The organism is Parvularcula sp. LCG005 (genome assembly GCF_032930845.1).
Classification (GTDB): Bacteria; Pseudomonadota; Alphaproteobacteria; order Caulobacterales; family Parvularculaceae; genus Parvularcula.
Window position 1 is genome coordinate 2292462 of sequence record NZ_CP136758.1, and the last position, 19338, is coordinate 2311799.

A 19338-nucleotide genomic window follows, 5' to 3' on the forward strand; every position below is an offset into this window, starting at 1 on the left:
AAAGCCGGTCTGGCATTTGGCCCGGCTTTTGGGCACAAGGGATGCGCCCGAAGGAGAATGCCATGTCGCCGCTGATTATCGATCCCGCCCTGTTCCGGCCCGAAGCCATCTCGCCAGAGACCGCCGCCATGAACGACGCGATCGAACAGCTGCTGGCCGAAGCGCCAACAATCATGGAGCTGGGCGCCGAAACCGTCCGTGAACGTCGTCGGGACGGCGAAGGCGCCCTCGCCTACCAGCCGCCGCACCCGCGCGCGAGCTGGATGGAGGCCGAGGCCCTCGACCGCAAAGTGCCGGTACGGATCATCCAGCCAAAGGCCGAAGCCAGAGGCGTCTACATCCACATTCACGGCGGCGGGCATACCATTGGCGCTGCGGACGCACAGGATCAGACCCTGGCCCACATGGCCGACAGCCTCAACATGGTCGTCGCCAGCGTTGAGTATCGCCTGGCACCTGAGCATCCATGGCCCGCAGCAGGGGATGATTGTGAGACAGCGGCCATGTGGCTCAAGGAACAAGCGTCCAAGCTTTTCGGGACGGATGTCCTGATGATCGGCGGGGAAAGTGCTGGCGCCCATTTGGCCGCGACAACAATGATACGTCTGCGCGACAGGCATGGCATCTCGCCGTTCAAGGCCGCCAACCTGGTTTACGGTGTCTACGATGCTTCTCTATCGCCAAGCTGCAAGACCTGGGGTGACCGCAATCTGATCATCAACACGCCGATCGTGGAATGGTTCTTTGAGCAGGTCATGCCCTCTTCCCAATTCTCAATGGAAGACCGGCGGCACAGTGAGCAGTCACCACTTTACGCCCCGGTTGAAGACCTCTGCCCAGCCCTTTTCACGATTGGCACGCTCGATCCCCTCGTGGACGACACGATCCTGATGGCAACCAAATGGATTGCCGCCGGCAATGAGGCAGAGCTTGCCATCTATCCCGGCGGCATTCACGCCTTCAACCAGATCCCCAATTTCACGCTGGCAGAGGAAGCCAATGCAAGGTCGCTGGCGTTCCTCGAAAAATACCTGAAGGCCTAGCGGTCCGTGGGCAGATAGGCGGCAGTCTTCTCGTCGATCATCAGCACACGCTCCACCTCGGCGAGCATGGCTTTGACTTTCGCTTCGTCTTCGAACCCCCAGCAATGGGTATAGTAGTTGACGCGCTTGTCGATCGAACCCGCCTGTACCGTGACGATCTTGGACGGACCATCGGTTGCCAGCTGCGGACACACATCCGCGCCATTATAGTTGTCGAGGAGAGCTGAAAATCCGCCCTCTTCCAGATCGCTGACCAGCTGCTTGAGCACCGCTGGATCAACCTGATAGGTTTCAGTGACCTGAGCATCCCCTTCCGATACGCGCGGCCGGAAACCGCTGAAGGTTACGGTCCCGTCCATACGCGCCATGACATCCAGAACCGGACAGGTGCCGAAACACATCGTCGTCTCATAGCGGATCTGACCGTCTCTTGTGTCGGCGGCGGGTGCGGATGGACTGTCGGCCGCGGTACATCCGGCGGCCAGCACAGCGATGGCGATCAGAATGCGTTTCATCAGTCCTCGTCCTCTTCATCCATAGCCGACGTTTCCTGCGCCAGCTGGCGCAGCGCGTCCAGCATCTGCGCCTTTGGCAGGGCACCGGCAAAGCCCGTCTGCTCATTGACGATGAAGGTCGGTACGCTGTCCACGCCGCCACCGCGCAATTCCGCAGCCTCGTCGCGCACTGCGGAAACGTCCTCGGCGGTCGCCAGCCTGTCAGCCAGATTGTCAGTGTTCATGCCGGCCGCTTCAGCCACCTGGACGAGCACTTCGCGGCGCGAAAGGTCTTCACCGTGCTGCCAATAGGCCTCGAACAGCCCGGCCAACACGTCATGCTGCAGGTTTTCATCATGCGCCCAGCGCAGAAGGCGGTGGGCATCCGTGGTGTCCGGGATCAGCTTTGGCGTCTCAGGATCGAAGGAAACCCCCACATCGTTCATCGCCTGTCGCAGGGCCTCATCCATCCGCTGACGCGCTTCGGTATCGGGAAATTTGCTCGCCAGGGTTGCAGCGCGGTCCCGTCCGCCTTTCGGCGTTTCAGGGTCAAGCCGATAGGGCCGATACTGCACCTGCGGCGAAACTTCGAATGATAGCGCCATCAAGGCCCAGTCCAGGCTGCGAAAACCGATGTAGCACCAAGGGCATATGGGATCGGCGATCATGTCGATATGAAGGGAGGGACGACTGGCTAACATGTATTATTCCGTTTCTTTTAAAGAGGACGCGGCCAAAAAAGCACATTTTTCCTCTTGCGCGATGGCGTGGTTCATAACACGCTTTACATGTGGGAATGGAGGACCGTCATGGCGCATCAGGCGGCCAATATGGAGCACACGCATACCGTGTCACAGCGACTGACCCGGAACGAACGCCTCGTGCTTGAGGTTCTCGGCCAGACCGAAGGACCGATGAAGGCCTACGAGCTTCTGGCATCCCTCAAGGATCACGGCATCAAGGCACCGATGACAGTCTACCGGGCGCTCGACCGTCTGGAGTCGAAGGGATTGATCCACAAGCTCGATGCCATCAACTCCTTTGTTATCTGCAATCATGAGACCCCGCATCCGGTGCAGACGTTTCTTGTCTGCTCCCAATGCAGTCGCGCCGAAGAGCTCGAAGAGAGCCGTGTCAAAACGCTCGAATGGTCTGTCATGCGCTCCATCGCCCAGCCGAAAGGCTTTACAGCCGACAGCGCGCGGATTGAGATCCGCGGCATCTGTATGGACTGCCGAGACGCCGCCTGACCCGCGCGCTCAGCTATAGATCGGCTCGCCGGTGTACCAGCCGTCAGCGACTTCCTTCAGCGCCCCATCAGCCCATTTCTGGAATGCTGGCAACGCCTCCATGGCGTCGAGATAGTCACGGACGACCGGCGTGGTCGGTACCGGACCAAAGGAGCGAATTCGGGAGACGACGGGCGCGAAGAACGCATCGGCGACAGAGAACGCGCCAAACAGGAACGGCCCGGCGCTGCCATGGGTTTCGCGAGCCGTGGTCCACAGGGTGAAAATACGCCCCAGATCGCGACGGACACCCCAGGGCACTGTCACCCCGGCATCCTTTGTCGCGATATCCATCGGCCACCCGCCGCGCAGGGCCGAGAACCCCGAATGCATCTCACAGGTCATCGACCGGGCGAGCGCCCGAGCAGCCTTGTCCTGTGGCCATAGATGACGGTCAGGATAAAGCTCACTCAGATATTCGGCAATGGCGAGAGAATCCCAGATCGCCGTGTCCCCGTCCTTCAAGCAGGGCACCAGACCCGATGGTGAGTGGGTCTTGATCGACGCGCGGCTTTCCGGCTCATCAAGCCGGATCATGACCTCCTCGAACGGAATGTCGAACTGGGTCATCAGGATCCATGGACGGAACGACCAGGACGACAGGTTCTTGTTCCCGATAATCAGCGTCAGGCTCATTGCGATTTTCCTTTCAGGAACTGGCCGATCCAGTCGGCCATCGCGCCGCGGTCGGAGGGATGATCAAAAGTGGGCAGTGCCCAGCCGGCTACGTCTTCTCCAATACTGTCCCGCCGCATATGAAGGAGATCGCGGGCAAATTCATGGCTGAATTCAGGGTGCATCTGAAACGACAGCGCCGGACCGTCGGCGTACCGAATAACGCCGTTGGGGCAGAACGGTGATCCGGCAATGCGCTGGGCACCGGCAGGCAGCGCAACCACCTGGTCCTGGTGTGAGACCGCACAGGAAAATCGCACGGGGCCATTCTGCCACGGGGCCTCCCCCACCACGTCATAGGTGTGAACGCCAACGCCCCACCCTTTGGGCGACTTGATGACCTCCCCGCCAAAGGCGTGCGCCATCAACTGGTGGCCAAAGCAGATCCCGACCATGGGTGCGCCGGCGGACGCCCATTCCCTGACCGACTGGGCCAGAGGTGCAATCCATTCGTGGTCGTCATAAACACCGGCCGGGGAGCCGGTGACAATCAACGCCTCACCGGGGTTTGGCGGCATCAGCCGCTCACCGTCAAGAACTGCAACTGTCCGTGTCGAGAAGGAATGGCCGGCTCGCTCCAGCATGTCGAGCATCATCCGGTCATAGCCGCCATACTCGGCGAACAGGCTGCCCGGCGCACGGCCTGTCTCGGCGATGACGATTGTCGATGTCACTGGCACCCGTCCCTTGCAAATCCATTCAATGCGCCGTCAATTGCCCAAAAACGGGAGGTGTGTCGATGTCTGACCACATAAAAACATCCACAGAAAACGGCGTATTGCGAATCCGTCTGGCGCGTGAGGACAAGAAGAACGCCCTGACCATCGACATGTACGAAGCGCTGGTGGCGGCCTTCTCCCGGGCTGAAGACACGCCCGACATCCGCGTCATCATGCTGGAGGGCGGCGATGAGATTTTCACCGCGGGCAATGACCTCAAGGCCTTCGCCACGGGTCTGCTTGGCGATGGGTCGGACAAGAAGCCACCGGTGCTGGAATGGATCGAAGCCGTCGCCACCGCGAAAAAGCCTGTAATCGCGGCCGTGTCCGGTCCCGCGATCGGCATTGGCGCGACAATCCTACTTCATTGCGATCTCGTCTATGCCGACCCCAGCGCCTATCTGCACATGCCGTTCACCGACCTTGCTACCGTGCCTGAGGCGGGGGCCAGTTACATCCTGCCGCGCCGGTTCGGACGCCAGATCGCGGCAGAGTTCTTCCTGCTCTGCGAGAAAGTCAGTGCGCAGCGCGCCTATGACATGGGCATCGTCAATGCCGTCATCACCGATGGGCCCGTGCGCGACCACGCGGTCAAAATCGCCGAACGCATTGCCCAAAAACCGCCGCAAGCCATTGCCATGACCAAGGCCCTGATGACGGTGGATGTAGACGACATGAAAGCCCACATCGGCGTTGAGGCCGAACAGTTCGCGAGCCGCCTGCAATCCCCTGAGATGCAGCAGGTGATCATGGCGATGATGAGCAAGAAATCGTGATGATCGATCTCGATCGGCGAACCATGCTGACCGGGCTCGCCGCTGTGTCCAGCCTGGGCACCGGGCGGGCTTTGGCCGACGGCGCCAAAAAGGCCTATTTCGAGCGCGCAGGCGTCGAGGGCACGTTCGTCATGATGGATGGTCGGCGCGACGATTTTCTCACGGTCCACAATCCCGAACGGGCCCGCCAACGGTTCATCCCTGCCTCGACCTTCAAGGTAGCGCATGCGCTGTTCGCGCTAGATGCCGGTATTGTGAAGGATGAGTTTCAGGTCTTTCCCTGGGACGGCGTGGAACGCTGGCGCACGTCGTGGAACGCCGATCAGACGCTTCGTTCATCCATGCGGGAATCGACGGTCTGGCTCTATCAGCAATGGGCCCGGGAACTCGGCGAAGAGCGCGAACGTACATATCTGCAAGCCTGTGACTACGGCAATGCCAATCCTGGCGGCGGTATCGATCAGTTCTGGTTGAGCGGCGATCTGCGCATTTCCGCATCGGAACAGATAGAGTTTCTGCGGAAGCTTTACCGCAACCAACTCCCCTTTGACGTCAGCCACCAGCGTCTCGTGAAGGACGTCATGATCACCGAAGCCAGCGCCGCGCATATCCTTCGCTCGAAGACCGGTGCGACCGAAACCCCTGAAGGCCGCCTTGGCTGGTGGGTGGGCTGGGTTGAACGCCATGAGGGCCCGGTATTCTTCGCCCTCAACCTCAATCTGGGCGAGACCGGCGATTGGGACCTGCGCACCCGCCTTGGCCGCGAAATCCTGACGGATTATGGCGCGCTACCAGCGGCGTGAAGGCCGCTTGCGTTCTGAGATGGCATGCGCAAGATCGCGGCCATGACAGACAATTCCATCTATGACGGCCGCACGCAGCTTGGCCAGGACAGCACCCTGCCCCAGCGGCCCGAAGACGCGCAGCTGGACCCCGTGCCGAACCCGCACCCGGACACGCTTTACCTCGCCCGCTTCGTCGCGCCCGAGTTCACCTCTATCTGCCCCGTCACGGGCCAGCCGGATTTCGCGCATATTGTTGTCGACTACGCACCCGATCAGCATCTGGTGGAGAGCAAGTCCTTCAAGCTGCTGATGGGCAGCTACCGGAACCACGGCGCGTTTCATGAGGACTGCACGATCGACATTGCCAAGCGGATCATCGAGGCGGTGAAGCCGCGCTGGCTGCGGATTAGCGGCTATTGGTACCCCCGAGGCGGCATTCCCATTGATGTATTTTACCAGACCGGTGAGCCACCGAAAGGCCTTTACGTGCCTGACACCGGCGTCGCCCCTTATCGCGGGAGAGGATGATGTTCCTTGAACTGATGATGCTGGCCGATGAGCCGCTGAAGACCGTTGGTGAGATCATGGAGGCCGCCCCGGCAGAGGTCTGGCAGGCGGTCGATCCTGAAAACACGCTCTATATCGAAACACCAAAGGGACGGGTTGTCGTCGTCCTCTCCCCGGACCTGGCCCAAGCGCATGTCTCGCAGGTCAAGACATTGGCCCGTGAAGGCTTCTATGACGGCCTCAACTTCTACCGCGTTGTGCACGGATTTGTGGCCCAAGGCGGTGACCAGAGCGAAACGAAGGACAAGGGCAGCGCCGCCAGCAGCCTGACAGCCGAGTTCGATGAAACACCACCGGAAGACCTGCCGTTCACGCCCCTTGGCTATGCTGACGGCTACGCGGCTGAGGCCGGGTTCATCAACGGTCACCCCGCGGGGCGCGATGCAAAAGATGACAAGGTCTGGCTCGCCCATTGTACGGGCGCATTCGCCTTTGCCCGCGACGTGGCCCGCGATACAGCGTCCACGGAATTCTACGTCACCCTGCAGCCGCAGCGATATCTGGACCGCAATCTGACGGTCGCAGGAAGGGTGATTTACGGCATGGACATCGTTCAGGCGATGCCTCGCGGCGATTTCGGCGACAGCGGTGTTATTGCCAATGAGGCCGACTGGACACCGATCGTCACCATGGCCGTCGCCAGCGACATTGCCGAAGCCGATCGTACAGCGCTCGAAATTATGGACACCAATAACGAGACGTTCAGCGCCCTGATCAAGGCTCGCGCCAATCGCGCCGGTGAGTTCTTCTACCATCAAGCCGATTATATCGATCTGTGCCAGATGCCGATCCCGGTGCGCCTGACACCGGCGGAGACCCCATGACGGAAAAGATCGGCCCCTGGACCATCAATGCCCGCCGCATCGGCTATGATAATCCGTGGCTGACGGTTGAGCATCACGATGTCACCGACGCGGATGGGCGCTCCGGTATTTACGGCGTGGCCCGTTTCAAGAACGTAGCGGTGGGCGTCCTGCCCCTCTTTGACGATGGGACGGTTCCCCTGGTCGGCCAGCACCGTTTCCCCTTCGACGCCTATTCGTGGGAGCTGCCTGAGGGTGGCGCACCAAAGACTGAAGAACCGGTCGCGGCCGCCCATCGTGAATTGGCCGAAGAAACCGGCGTACGTGCCGGTCAGATCGTGGAATTTGGCCGCAGTCACCTGTCGAACTCGGTCACCGACGAGGCAGCGATCTATTTTCTTGCCTGGGATCTGACCGAAGGTGAAGCCGATCCCGACCCCGATGAGGTACTGTCCCAACGGCGTATTTCCTTTGGCCAGCTGGCCCGTGAGGTCATGGATGGGTCGATTGACGATGCGTTGACCATTCTGATGGTTCAGACGGCCATCATAAAAGCGCAAATGGGGGCGTTGCCAGATCGGCCGCGCGACCTCATCTTGTCAGAGATGGCGTCGATCCTGCGACCGGCGGTTCGAGGAGAATGACGATGAACGAGGCCCGCAACATTCTGCAGATGGTCCATCCGCTGGACGCCAGTACCGTCTGGTCCCGCCTGTCAGTCGAGGCGCGGACGGCAGCCGAAGAGGAACCGGTCCTTGCCTCGTTTCTGAACGCAACGGTCCTGCACCATGACACCTTTGAAGCCGCCCTCTCCTACCGGCTGGCCCAGAAGCTGTCGGACAACGAAATGAACGCCATGCTGTGGCGCGATGTGGCGATGAGCGCCTATGCCGCCGAGCCCGAGATTGTCCATGCGGCCCTTGAGGACATGCTGGCCTATTACCAGCGTGACCCCGCCTGCAAGCAGCTGACCCAGCCGTTCCTGTATTTCAAAGGCTTTCACGCCGTCCAGTCCTATCGCGTCGCCAATTGGCTGTACCGTCAGGGGCGCGGCTCCCTCGCCTTTTATCTCCAGTCGCGCATGTCCGAGCTGTTCGCCATCGACATCAATCCTGCGGCCCGACTGGGCAAAGGCCTGTTCATCGACCATGGCCACGGCATCGTGATTGGTGAGACGGCGCGCGTCGGCGACAATGTTTCCATGCTGCACGGTGTGACGCTCGGTGGGACCGGCAAGGACAATGAAGATCGCCACCCCAAGATCGGCAATAATGTGCTGATCGGCGCAGGGGCCAAGATCCTCGGGAATATCAAGGTGGGCAATGGCGCCAAGGTCGCTGCCGGCTCTGTGGTTCTTGAGGAAGTGCCGGAGCTTTGCACCGTGGCTGGCGTTCCGGCCAAGCCCGTGGGCAAGTGCTGCGGGAATGCGGCACAAACCATGGACCAAAAGATATGAGCCCTGCCACGGTTTCGGCCTAATTCCTCTGGCATACGATATTCATAGTAGCTGAGGAGCGCTCCATGAAACTGATGTCCGCCGCCGCCATTGCGGCCCTTTCCCTTGCCGCCTTTGTTCCAGGAACAAGCGCTATGGCTCAAACCAACGCTGAGTATGCCCGCACAATCTCCGTGACCGGCACCGGCTCCGCCGCGGGCGTGCCCGATCAGGCCATGCTTGATTTTGCCGTGGTTTCGACAGGCAAGACCGCTGGCGACGCGATGGCTGCCAACGCTGCGGCAATGACGAAAGTGCGCGATGCACTCAAGGCCTTGGGCATTGAGCCGAAGGACATGCAGACCGCTGATTTCAACCTCAATCCTGAATACCAGCAGGACGAGCGCGGCCGCTATGACAACAGCACCATTGCTGGCTATACAGCGCGCAATTCGCTGCGTGTACGGCTGAAAGACGTCAAGAAGGTCGGCGATACGATCGACAAGGCGGTCGCCGCCGGGGCGAACAACCTCAACGGACTGACGTTTGGATTTCAGGACAGCAGCAAAATGCTGGCCGAGGCACGCCGGGAGGCTGTGCGCGACGCCCGTGCGGTCGCGGACCTTTTGACCGATGAAGCGGGGGTCGAGATTGGCACAGTGGTGACCATGTCAGAATATTCAAACGGCCCGCAACCTCGCCCGATGATGATGCGCACCGAACGGATGTCAGCCGATGTGTCGACGCCTATCGAAGCGGGCGAAAGCGAAATCTCGGTGACTGTCAACATCACCTATTCGCTGAAATAATCCGCGAACGAACGACGTGAAAGGGCGGCCCCAAGGCCGCCCTTTTCCTTATTGCGCGGCCTTTTCCTCGATCCAGCCGGTGATGTGCTCGTCAATGACCGGCAACGCGAAGGATGAGACCTTCAGCACTTCGTCGTGAAACGCGCGAATGTCGAAATCATCACCCAACTGCTCTTCAGCCATGGCCCGCAGTTCCTGAAGACGCAGCATGCCAACCTTGTAGCCCAGCGCCTGCCCGGGCCACACGACATAGCGTTCGATCTCTGACACCGCATCGGATTCGTCCGCGCCTTCCACATCCATCATATAGTCGATGGCCTCTTCGCGGCTCCATTTCTTGGCGTGCATGCCGGTGTCGACGACGAGTCGGACAGCCCGATGAAGCTCTGCCTGCAGACGGCCGATATTGCCGAAAGGATCATCGTCGTAGAGACCCATCTCGGCGGCCAGCGCCTCGGCATAGAGCGCCCAGCCCTCCACGCTCGAATTGCTGTAAACAATGCTGCTCATCAGGGGCACTTCCTGATCAAGCGCGATGGCAATCTGCATGTGATGCCCCGGCACAGCCTCGTGATAGGTCAGTGTCGGCACTGAAAAATGCGGCCAGATCGATGTGCTGCGCAAATTGATCCAGTAGGTCCCCGGGCGCGAGCCGTCCTGGGCGGGCGGATCATAGAACCCGCCAGGCGCTGAATCCTGACTGAAGGCAGGCACCTGCCGCACCACGACGTCATATTTCGGCAGGATGCCAAACCATTCAGGCAGGAGGGCGTTGACGCCATCCAGCTGTGCCTGGATATCGTCGAGGATCCGGGCCTTGCCCTCATCCGTGTCCGGATAGGTAAAGCGCGGGTCCTTTGCCATGGCGGCAAAACGCTCACCGACAGAGCCCTCCGTGTATCCTTCTGCGCGCAGCAGGGCGTCCATCTCAGCCGTAATCCGCTCGACCTCATCCAGCCCTCGCTGATGCAGTTCATCCGCCGAAAGATTTTCATCCGTATGATGCCGGATCATGGCCTCATAGAGGGCGGGACCGTTGGGCAGGCGCCAGATGCCGGCGTCGTGCGGGGCCTCCGCTTCGATTGATCCCAGATACGCGCTGATACGGCGGTAGGCTGGCAGGATCTCTTCACTGATCAGGGCCTCGGCGCGCGTCGCATAGTCGGCGTCGCCAAGCCCGGCCTCGTCCAGCTTTTTGACAAAGCTTGTGTAAAGAACATTCTCGCTGGCCGCATCACCTGAAAAATTGTCGATGACCGCCTTGGCCTTCGCGATGATGAAATCGGGCGGGATGGCTCCTGCTTCCACATCGGATGTGAATTTCGCGAGGACGTCATCCAGCACCGGCCCCATGGCTTCGAGACGGGCCACATAGGCATCGGCTGAGGCATCGTCGTTCACCGCGTGCTGGGACTCAAACAGCTTTACCAGTTCGACCGTCGCGCCGGAATTCTGGTTGATCGTGTAAGGCAGGTACCAGACGCCATAGGCCGCAAAAATGCCGCCATAATCCACCAGCTCACCCGGCCCGACCGCCCCCTGGAACAGGGTGGAGAGAGACGCCTTCACGCGCTTCTGATGCGGGGTCAGTCCGGCTTCATCGATCGCATCAATTTGTCGCACGAGGTCAGCCATGCGGGCCCGCCGCGCGGTTTCCGCCGCGACAGAACGCGCATTCAGATGCCGATTGGCGTCGGGGGCCAGCGCCGCCGGTGCGCCATAGGCAGATGCCGACTCCGGTACTTCGTCGAAAAATGCCCGGGAAATGGCGTCCAGCTGGTCCTGATAGTCGACGCTTTCGGTCTTCGTTTGTGTGACCGTCGGCGCCGGCTCGTTCGAAACAGTTGGCACTTCACCAGAACAGGCCGCCAAAAGTGCGATGGCGCTGACCGCGCCGAGAAGTCTCATATTCATGAATGGTACCACCGATAGCGTCGGCGACCTCTTTGCGACAAGCCCGCCTTGCCCTCAAGGCCCCGCTCACCCATAATAAAGGCTGCGAGATCCAGCCCGGCCAATGGCCACACAATCCTGGTAACAAACGACGAGAGGAAACAAGATGCTGAAAAACACATTATTACTTGGTAGCGCTATCATGCTGGTCGCCTGCGGCGGCGATGAGCCCGAGCCGACAATGGATGCCCCGACAGAAGTCGCGGTGACCGAGGAAGCCCCTGCGGCAGAGATGACGGCGACCGACGAAGCGGCCGAAATGGACGATAGCGACAAATACGTTGTCCAGCCGCTGGTGACCGAAATCTACACGGCGGATCCTTCCGTTCACGTCTGGGACGATGGACGCATCTATGTCTATCCAAGCCATGACTATGAAGCCGGCATTCCACAGGACGATCTGGGCAGCCATTTCGACATGCGTGACTACATCGTCCTGTCCATGGATGAAGTCGGTGGCGACGTCACCATCCACCCTGTCGCGCTCGACAAGGATGACGTGCCATGGGTCGGCCGCCAAATGTGGGCCCCAGATGCGGCGTATAAGGACGGCACCTACTATCTCTATTTCCCGGCCAAGGACAAACAGGATATTTTCCGTATCGGTGTTGCGACATCCGACTCTCCGGTTGGTCCGTTCACACCGCAGGCAGAGCCGATCGAGGGTAGCTATTCGATTGACCCAGCCGTTTTCCAGGATGATGACGGCGAGTATTACATGTATCTGGGCGGCATCTGGGGCGGCCAGCTCCAGCGCTGGACCACAGGCGAATATATTGATGGCCCTGAGCTAAACATGGATCTCGGCGATGACAGTGCCCCTGCCCTGTTGCCGAAAATCGCCAAAATGTCTGACGACATGCTGAGCTTTGACGAAGAGCTCAAGGACGTCCAGATCCTGGACCAGGAAGGCAACCCGATCCTGACCGGCGATCACGATCGCCGCTTCTTTGAGGCCGCCTGGGTCTTCAAGAAGGATGGCGTCTACTACATGACCTATTCAACGGGCGACACGCACTATCTGGTCTATGCGACCGGTGACAATCCTTATGGTCCGTTCACGTATCAGGGCAAAATCCTGGAGCCTGTCGAAGGCTGGACATCACACCATTCGGTCTTCCAGCATGATGGCCAGTGGTATCTTGCGTATCATGACGTTCAGCTTTCAGGCCAGACACACCTGCGGAACGCCAAGATCATGCCTATGACCTTTAACGAAGATGGGTCGATCCAGACCATGTCCGCCATGAAATAGGCGCATGCCTTTTCGGTGATCAGAAATGCCCCGCTTCGGCGGGGCATTTTTATATGTGCGCGTAGATGTACGGGGTCAGAACAACAGCCGCGAAGAGCAGTGCCCACATGCGCAGACCCGGGCGCGGCACAAGGACATAGGCATCCGCTCGCACCAGACGCGTGAACGGGGCCTGGCGAAAAGGTCGCCGCGATGACGGCCAGATATCCGACGGTGGTTTCTGACCGAACTCTTTTTCGTACAATTCAAGCGCGTGGGCATAACGCGCCTTCATCTGGCGCCCATCGTCGATCAGCTCATGGTGAAGAGGACCGCCCAGGGCCGCCTTGAACACTTCCCAATAATGGTGTGTACACAGAAGATGGACCTGCCACACCCGGTGGATGTCGGGCGGCGGCGCAATATCCTCAACCGAAACACGGGTCAGATAGGCAAATCGCCGATACTCTTCCAGAACGCGGCGCGCATATCGTCGCGACCAGCCGTTCTCACGCGCCAGTTCATCACCGAAGGCTGCAGGCCCCGTTGCATCATCAAATTGAACCGTCCCGAGCTGGCGCCATAGCGGCTTGTCCGATAGCGCGGCTTTGGGACCAAGGGGGGTTGTACCGATCGCCACTCACGTCTCCGATCTGCCTCCCCGACCTGCATTTTATGCCGTGAAAGTTGAACCAAGCGTGAGAGCAACTCATCGCTTTGCATCTATCCAAGCCATTGAGAATTAACGCTCATCCCGGTCGAACTCGTCTTTTTCGACGCCAAACGGTACCGTCCAGTCATCATTGTCATCGGCGCTGGCCTTGCCCATCCAGCGCGAGGCGCCCCACGCGACCGCGATGAGAAAGAACACGAACAGACCGAGCAGGACCAGCACGCGCGTATCCATTTCGCTGTCGCTCAACGGGGCATCGGGCGACGCCATTGCCGCCACGGTAGAGATGACTGCGAATGTCATTGTCCCCGCCGCCATTCGGCCGAAATGACGCGTGCGGGCGGGATGGGCGTTCTCTTGATCCGGGTTGTTCTTGCGCATGGCGCCACCTTTCCGCAACGGCCGGTTTATCATCGGCAAAAAGTGCCCCCGGCGTCGCAGGAAGTGTAGACAAGGCCGCACGCCATGCCTATACACCGCGCCTCAGGCCGCTTGCCGGTCCTGCCCGGGTAGCTCAGTTGGTAGAGCAGCGGATTGAAAATCCGCGTGTCGGCGGTTCAATTCCGTCCCCGGGCACCATTTTCAAGACTTCATCAACCCATACGTTTCTTTTCGCGGCGGCACGAGACGATCAGTGTCGATTGCGGCCCGTCTGGACTTGCACTCCTGCCATCAGCCGGGCGAAAAATATTTGTCGACCGCCGTGATGTCTGACATCGTGGTTCTCTTGCCGGACGAAAGACCGGTAAATAAAGCTATCATGGCGTGACGGCCGGACGCAGATGAGTTGGAAAAGAGAGCCCAAAGAATGTACAGTAAGATCAGATCGACGATGATGGCCGCAATGGCGGCGTTCGCTGTCGGTGCCACGCCGGCGGCTGCCACGGCGAATGCCCAGGAAACAACCACCTCCCTGACCGCCACCGAGATCGCTGAAGGCATGGGAAAAGGCTTCAATCTGGGTCAATTGTTCGAAAGCGAGCAGTACGACCACACTTTTGCAAATGCCCGCCCCAAGATCGACGCCTATTACGAGCGCGGTTTCCGAAACGTCCGGATCCCCGTCACGTGGACGGAAGAGCTGCACGGCACGACGCTCGCAGATCCCAACACCGGTGAAGTGAACTTTGACAATGACCGGCTGCCTCAATTGGTGGCAGCCGTCGACTATGCCCTGTCAAAGCCGGGCATGTACGTCGTCATCAACGCGCATCATGAGCACCAGTTGAAAGACGATGGCAATGCGGCGGCCCTGACCCAATTGTGGACGGACATCAGCACAATCTTTGCGGATCGTGACCAGTACCTGATTTTTGAAATTCTCAACGAGCCTCATCGCATCGACAAAAGCCCCATGCCAGCCGAAACCCTGCGCGATCTGAGCGCAAAGGCCTATGATGCCATTCGCGCCATCAGTCCGGAGCGCGTCATCATCATCGGTGGCAACCAATGGATGGCCGCGGAGGAAATGGCAAAAGTCTGGCCGGATCTGACCGGCGTCGGCGAAGGCAAAGACCCCTATGTCATGGCCACCTTCCATCATTATTCTCCGTGGACGTTCCATGGCGATCATCAGGGTGATCTTGACGATCGATGGACAGCCGCAGACATGATCACGCCCATGGAAACCATGCAGAAATGGGCCGAGGATGTTGGGGGCGGTATGCCGGTCTATATCGGAGAATGGGGCACGGGTTGGCAAAGTGTCCTGCCGACGATGCAATGTAACAATGTGCGCAGGTGGTACCAGGAGTTTGACCACGATGCGGCCTCAAGTTTCAACATGCCGACGGCCGTCTGGGACGATGGCGGTTGGTTTGGGATCTTCAGCTACCAGACCCGTCAGTTCACAAACAATCTGGCCGAATGTATCTCCGGCCAGTGCGAATGGACGGGCGAGAAGCGCATCAACAGCGCCTGCAAGGCGCGCTAGCCGCTAGTCGATCTGGCCCAGGGTCGACGGACAGAACCGGGCCAGATAATCAGCGTGACTGGGCAGGCCGTCGACCGTCCGGTCAACATTGCTGCGAATATGCTTGAGGAAGCGGTCTACTTCTTCATCGCTCATCACATCGGCGATGGGGTGATAGCTGCGCGGCAGCAGCCCCTGCCCCAGCATGACCTGCGTCCACGAATTCTCGGCAAACAGCTCATCGTTTGCCTTGAAGACGCGCCCGGTCTCCTCGAACAGTTTCATCCGATGGCAGAGATTGTCCGGAATCTCCATGGTGCGGCAGTGGCGCCAGAACGGTGTGTCGGACCTGTTCGTCAGGTGATAGTGGAGAATGATGAAGTCGCGAATATGCTCGACCTCATAGGCGGTCTGCGCGTTGAACTCCGCCACGTCACTGGTCGACACACCGCCATGCGGGAACATCCGCATCATCCGCATGATCGAGCGCTGGATCAGGTGAATGCTGGTCGATTCCAGCGGCTCGATAAAACCGCTCGACAGGCCGATCCCCACGCAGTTGCGAGACCAGTGCTGTCGCCGTGAACCCGTCCGAAAACGGATGACCCGCGGCTCGTTCAGCGGTTCGCCGTCAATATCGTCGAGCAGCTTCTGCCGCGCCTCTTCCTCGGACATGTACCGGCTACAGAAGACTGTACCGTTGCCGGTCCGATGCTGGAGCGGGATTTGCCACCGCCAACCGGCCCCGTGGGCGATGGAGCGTGTATAGGGCCGCGGCGGACCAATCGATGGGGTCTGGACCGCGATAGCGCGGTCACAGGGCAGCCAGTGGGTCCAGTCCTCATAGCCGACGCCCAGCGTCTCTCCGAGCAAGAGGGCGCGGAAGCCGGTGCAGTCGACGAAGAAATCGCCTTCAAGCACCGTTCCGTCAGTCAGCGTTAGCGCGGTCAGATCGCCCGTTTCACCGTCGCGGGAAACGTGATCTATCATCCCTTCACGGCGAATAACACCGTGACTCTCCGCCATCTTTCGCAGAAATGCCGCGTAAGCGGAGGAATCAATGTGATAGGCGTAGTTGAGGCCCAGATTGGGAAGGTGCGCAAATCGCTCCCGCTCGCCAGCCATCAGTTCAAGACAATAGTGACCAAAGTCCTCCGCAATCCCCATGGCGCGGCCGCGACCCCAGAACTGCTGGAAGCCTGCTGTCCAGTGATCCCTGCCAGTGATTCCGAAGGAGTGGACATATCGGTGGTCCACATCAGTCCAGTTTTCAAAAGCGATGCCCAGTTTGAAGGTGCCGCCCACTGCCTTCATCATCATGGCTTCGTCGATGCCGAGAAGCTGATTGTAGGTGAGCAGTGTGGGGATCGTCGCCTCCCCCACACCGACTGTTCCGATGACGTCCGATTCGACCAGCGTGATATCGAGAACGGACCCCAGCACCTTGCCCAGTGCTGCCGCCGTCATCCATCCGGCGGTGCCGCCGCCAGCGATGATGACTTTCGTTTTTCCGGGCTGTCCTTGCATCACGAGTATGGTCCTATCGGTTTAACCGTTGCCGCAATTGGTCTCGCATTGTTCGCGCCATATCAGGGGATATTGGCGCCAGCGATCCGCGAGCGTCTTCGGGAATATGATCAGCCACCGTTTCGTCGGCGTCAAAAATATAATGGCCGAAGAGCATTTTCCAGATCTGCCGCTCGTCATCCGGCATATCCCGCAGGGTCATGATGGCGTGATTCAGAACATCCTGCGGTGTCCCCAAATGTGCCGGAACGGTTCGCCACCAGTAATTGATCAGCACATTGAAGGCATCAAGGGCCTGAACATGGTGCCACCACATTGACGGGATGAAAAGCGCATCCCCCGGGCCCAGCTCTGCTACCTGTCCCGAGGCCCAGGCATCCTCAAATCGCGGAAAGCGGTTCAGGTCCGGCGCTTCAAAATCCACCAGGCTGATGGGGCGTCCCGCCGGCGTCAGCTCGAATGGTCCGACATAGAGATTTTTCACCTGCTCCGGCGGGAAGAGAATGAACCGCCGACGCCCGGCCGCAACGCAGGCGAGATTGCGCGGAAGGTCATTATGCGCCGCAATCCGTGTCCGCGTGCCGATCCAGATCGACGCCAAGGGTTCAACAGCCTCGAATGAGACCGCGTTCTGCGCCGACAGCCCCGGCAGTACATCATCGATATCCGCAGACGCCAGATAGACCAGCGGCGGGTTGGGGCCATCGCCATGGTCGAGGATGCGCCTGAGCACCTGGCCGATGGCAGCATTGCCCCGATCCACATTGAACCCGGTAAAATCGTCATTATAAAAGACCCGTCCCCGGACGGCCGGTGAGCCGACAGTGACCGGGACGACCGCACCGCGGTCATATTTCGCCAGCTCCTCAAAGACATGTCGGGGTGACGTCTTGGCGGCTGTCACCAGCGGCCAGTGGGACACCCAGTCGCGCAGAATGACCGGTTGAGAGGATGACGCGACGGCATCGGGCACACCGTTCATCCGTGGACCATCAAACTCGCGGACCGTTGCAAGTGTACCTGTATCGATCGTCATGCGGACGCACCGGTCGGGGCAAGCGCAACTGCAGCCTCACATGGTGCAATCTGCTGCAGTAGCGCCCTGTTCGTGGGCAGCCCGGCCCAAAGCCTTCCGGCCTTGTCCTGCATCGAATTATAGACCGCTGTGACGTGGCGGGGATCAGCCGCGCGGTGCGCCGGGGGGGCGTCAGGTCGATGATCCATCATACCGTACAGAATATACGCATAGCTGCTGGCCGGAAAGATTTCCTGCGTCTGGGTGAAATCTTCGCGTGAAGGCGCCCGGTACGTCCAGCGGTCCATCAGGTCGACGACGCGGTCTGTCCAGGTCGACTTGTCGCGGTGCGCACGCCAATAGGGTTCCGTCCGCTGACTTAGGATATAGTGGAACTTGAGGAAATCGACGATCGCCGACCAGCGCTGCGCAAAGCGCGCATTGAACATCCTGGCGGTGCTGGCCAATTGCTCTGTCCGCCGGGGCAGAATATCGCTGATCATCTGAGCCGACAGCTCAACCATGACGATGGCCGATGCCTCCAGCGGCTCCACGAACCCCTGCGCCATGCCGACCGCGACACAATTGCCCTGCCACGGATTTTCCCGATAGCCTGACTGGAACGTCAGGAGACGCGGCTCCGGCGTTTCTGAATTCGTGCACTGAGCATAATCGATAAAGGCGGCATGAGCCTCATCCTCATTCAGGAAGTGGGACGAGTGCACCAGCCCGACACCGCGCCGCGATTGCAGACCAATGTCCCAGATCCAGCCTGCGCCAATGGCCGTCGCCACGGTCCACGAGCTGATATCAGCATCAACGCTTTCATACGGCACTGGCGCAGCCAACGCCCTGTCATTGAACAGAACAGACGAGACGTCGCGCCGTTTTGCGCCATAAAAACCATCAATCAGTACCGCCCGCTGGCCGGAGCAATCGACGAAAAGTTCGGCATTGATCCGCTCACCCTCTTTAAGGACCAGACCCGCGATTCTTCCGTCCCCCGTCCCTTCTACAGCCTGCACATGGCCCGCTACTCTGTGCACACCCAACTTGTTGACGCAGTGGTCCCGAAGGACAGCGGCAAAAGCGGTCGCGTTGAGGTGGTAGGCATAATTGAGAACCGCAGCATAGGGCGGCGTTGTCGCCTGCTTTGGGGCGCGGGCAGCGTCGGCCAGGGCAACCTGCGGTGAAACCGCCGAGGCAAAAGGAGTCCCTTCAGGCGCGGCACGCCACAAGGCCACGGTATCGACCTCATCGGGGCTTGGCGGCGCAGAGAAAGGATGGGCGTAGCGATCATCAGGCGTACCATCGCGCCAGCTGTCAAACCGGGACCCTTGTTTGAAACTGGCCCCACAGCGGCGCAGAACTTCACGCTCGTCGACACCAATGCGTCGAAGTGTATCGCGCATACTGGGCCATGTTCCCTCACCCACACCGAGAATGGGGACGTCCGGAGATTCAATCAGTGTAATGCAGATACTGTCAGGGTGGTAGGCGCCATGATCGGCCGCAATGATGCCGGCTGTCAGCCATCCGGCCGTGCCACCACCAAGAATTACAATATGTCGGATTTCGTCGGACATCCGCCACACGCCCCTTTCGTCCATGACTATGGTGCCGGACTAT

The 19338-nt window shown here is 59.8% G+C and carries 21 protein-coding genes and 1 tRNA gene; 12 read left to right on the top strand and 10 right to left on the bottom strand.

Going from position 1 to position 19338, the window contains the following annotated elements:
* Positions 1-62 precede the first annotated feature (62 nt).
* On the top strand, positions 63-1043 hold the full coding sequence (locus tag RUI03_RS10820) for an alpha/beta hydrolase (protein WP_317287475.1): 981 nt from the start codon (positions 63-65) through the stop codon (positions 1041-1043).
* Here the strand turns inward: RUI03_RS10820 and RUI03_RS10825 are convergent.
* Together RUI03_RS10825 and RUI03_RS10830 are read right to left on the bottom strand one after the other, a co-directional pair.
* On the bottom strand, positions 1040-1558 hold the full coding sequence (locus RUI03_RS10825; protein ID WP_317287476.1) for a DUF6438 domain-containing protein: 519 nt from the start codon (positions 1556-1558) through the stop codon (positions 1040-1042). The two genes, RUI03_RS10820 and RUI03_RS10825, sit on opposite strands and share 4 nt — an antisense overlap.
* The gene (locus RUI03_RS10830) at positions 1558-2238 is read right to left on the bottom strand and encodes a DsbA family oxidoreductase (RefSeq protein WP_317287477.1); all 681 of its coding nucleotides are present in this window, start codon (positions 2236-2238) and stop codon (positions 1558-1560) included. The genes RUI03_RS10825 and RUI03_RS10830 overlap by 1 nt, the downstream gene beginning before the upstream one ends.
* Before the next feature lie 108 nt (positions 2239-2346).
* Between RUI03_RS10830 and RUI03_RS10835 the strand changes: the two genes are divergently transcribed.
* Positions 2347-2787, top strand: a complete 441-nt coding sequence (locus RUI03_RS10835; RefSeq protein WP_317287478.1) for a Fur family transcriptional regulator — start codon at positions 2347-2349, stop codon at positions 2785-2787.
* Between the two features lie 9 nt (positions 2788-2796).
* Here the strand turns inward: RUI03_RS10835 and RUI03_RS10840 are convergent, their stop codons facing one another.
* Both RUI03_RS10840 and RUI03_RS10845 read right to left on the bottom strand, forming a co-directional pair.
* The gene (locus tag RUI03_RS10840; RefSeq protein WP_317287479.1) at positions 2797-3462 is read right to left on the bottom strand and encodes a glutathione S-transferase family protein; all 666 of its coding nucleotides are present in this window, start codon (positions 3460-3462) and stop codon (positions 2797-2799) included.
* The gene (locus RUI03_RS10845; RefSeq protein ID WP_317287480.1) at positions 3459-4175 is read right to left on the bottom strand and encodes a glutamine amidotransferase-related protein; all 717 of its coding nucleotides are present in this window, start codon (positions 4173-4175) and stop codon (positions 3459-3461) included. The genes RUI03_RS10840 and RUI03_RS10845 overlap by 4 nt, the downstream gene beginning before the upstream one ends.
* Positions 4176-4240: 65 nt before the next feature.
* Between RUI03_RS10845 and RUI03_RS10850 the strand changes: the two genes are divergently transcribed.
* The 7 genes from RUI03_RS10850 to RUI03_RS10880 all read left to right on the top strand — a co-directional run bounded on the left by RUI03_RS10850 (position 4241) and on the right by RUI03_RS10880 (position 9395).
* On the top strand, positions 4241-4996 hold the full coding sequence (locus tag RUI03_RS10850; protein WP_317287481.1) for an enoyl-CoA hydratase-related protein: 756 nt from the start codon (positions 4241-4243) through the stop codon (positions 4994-4996).
* A complete protein-coding gene (gene blaOXA, locus RUI03_RS10855) occupies positions 4996-5799 on the top strand; it encodes a class D beta-lactamase (RefSeq protein ID WP_317287482.1) in 804 nt (267 codons plus the stop codon). The genes RUI03_RS10850 and blaOXA overlap by 1 nt, the downstream gene beginning before the upstream one ends.
* Positions 5800-5841: 42 nt before the next feature.
* The gene (gene queF / locus RUI03_RS10860; protein WP_317287483.1) at positions 5842-6309 is read left to right on the top strand and encodes a preQ(1) synthase; all 468 of its coding nucleotides are present in this window, start codon (positions 5842-5844) and stop codon (positions 6307-6309) included.
* Positions 6306-7172, top strand: a complete 867-nt coding sequence (locus RUI03_RS10865; protein WP_317287484.1) for a peptidylprolyl isomerase — start codon at positions 6306-6308, stop codon at positions 7170-7172. Before queF ends, RUI03_RS10865 begins: the two co-directional genes overlap by 4 nt.
* Positions 7169-7795, top strand: a complete 627-nt coding sequence (locus RUI03_RS10870) for an NUDIX hydrolase (RefSeq protein ID WP_317287485.1) — start codon at positions 7169-7171, stop codon at positions 7793-7795. The genes RUI03_RS10865 and RUI03_RS10870 overlap by 4 nt, the downstream gene beginning before the upstream one ends.
* Positions 7796-7797: 2 nt before the next feature.
* Positions 7798-8607 carry a serine O-acetyltransferase gene (cysE, locus tag RUI03_RS10875; RefSeq protein WP_317287486.1) on the top strand — a complete coding sequence of 270 codons (810 nt, stop codon included), beginning with the start codon at positions 7798-7800 and terminating at the stop codon, positions 8605-8607.
* Positions 8608-8672: 65 nt separating this feature from the next.
* Complete coding sequence (locus tag RUI03_RS10880; protein ID WP_317287487.1) at positions 8673-9395, top strand: SIMPL domain-containing protein; 723 nt, start codon at positions 8673-8675, stop codon at positions 9393-9395.
* Positions 9396-9443: 48 nt separating this feature from the next.
* On the opposite strand, the gene RUI03_RS10885 is transcribed toward RUI03_RS10880, so the two are convergent.
* Positions 9444-11309 carry a DUF885 domain-containing protein gene (locus RUI03_RS10885; protein WP_317287488.1) on the bottom strand — a complete coding sequence of 622 codons (1866 nt, stop codon included), beginning with the start codon at positions 11307-11309 and terminating at the stop codon, positions 9444-9446.
* Positions 11310-11454: 145 nt separating this feature from the next.
* Between RUI03_RS10885 and RUI03_RS10890 the strand changes: the two genes are divergently transcribed.
* Entirely contained in the window at positions 11455-12603 is a 1149-nt protein-coding gene (locus RUI03_RS10890) for a glycoside hydrolase family 43 protein (protein WP_317287489.1), read from the top strand.
* 49 nt (positions 12604-12652) lie between these two features.
* Here RUI03_RS10890 and RUI03_RS10895 read toward each other — a convergent pair whose 3' ends face one another.
* Together RUI03_RS10895 and RUI03_RS10900 are read right to left on the bottom strand one after the other, a co-directional pair.
* A complete protein-coding gene (locus RUI03_RS10895) occupies positions 12653-13222 on the bottom strand; it encodes a hypothetical protein (RefSeq protein ID WP_317287490.1) in 570 nt (189 codons plus the stop codon).
* 102 nt (positions 13223-13324) lie between these two features.
* On the bottom strand, positions 13325-13636 hold the full coding sequence (locus tag RUI03_RS10900) for a hypothetical protein (protein ID WP_317287491.1): 312 nt from the start codon (positions 13634-13636) through the stop codon (positions 13325-13327).
* Positions 13637-13758: 122 nt separating this feature from the next.
* On the opposite strand from RUI03_RS10900, the gene RUI03_RS10905 reads away from it, so the two are divergent.
* Together RUI03_RS10905 and RUI03_RS10910 are read left to right on the top strand one after the other, a co-directional pair.
* Positions 13759-13834, top strand: a tRNA-Phe gene (locus RUI03_RS10905).
* Between the two features lie 229 nt (positions 13835-14063).
* Complete coding sequence (locus tag RUI03_RS10910; RefSeq protein ID WP_317287492.1) at positions 14064-15188, top strand: glycoside hydrolase family 5 protein; 1125 nt, start codon at positions 14064-14066, stop codon at positions 15186-15188.
* A 3-nt stretch (positions 15189-15191) separates the two neighbouring features.
* Here the strand turns inward: RUI03_RS10910 and RUI03_RS10915 are convergent, their stop codons facing one another.
* The 3 genes from RUI03_RS10915 to RUI03_RS10925 are packed head-to-tail and all read right to left on the bottom strand — an operon-like array spanning position 15192 to position 19295.
* Positions 15192-16694: a tryptophan halogenase family protein gene (locus RUI03_RS10915; RefSeq protein WP_317289649.1), complete on the bottom strand. Its 1503-nt coding sequence runs from the start codon at positions 16692-16694 to the stop codon at positions 15192-15194.
* 13 nt (positions 16695-16707) lie between these two features.
* The gene (locus RUI03_RS10920) at positions 16708-17730 is read right to left on the bottom strand and encodes a cupin-like domain-containing protein (RefSeq protein ID WP_317287493.1); all 1023 of its coding nucleotides are present in this window, start codon (positions 17728-17730) and stop codon (positions 16708-16710) included.
* Positions 17727-19295, bottom strand: a complete 1569-nt coding sequence (locus RUI03_RS10925; protein WP_317287494.1) for a tryptophan halogenase family protein — start codon at positions 19293-19295, stop codon at positions 17727-17729. Before RUI03_RS10925 ends, RUI03_RS10920 begins: the two co-directional genes overlap by 4 nt.
* Positions 19296-19338: the final 43 nt, after the last annotated feature.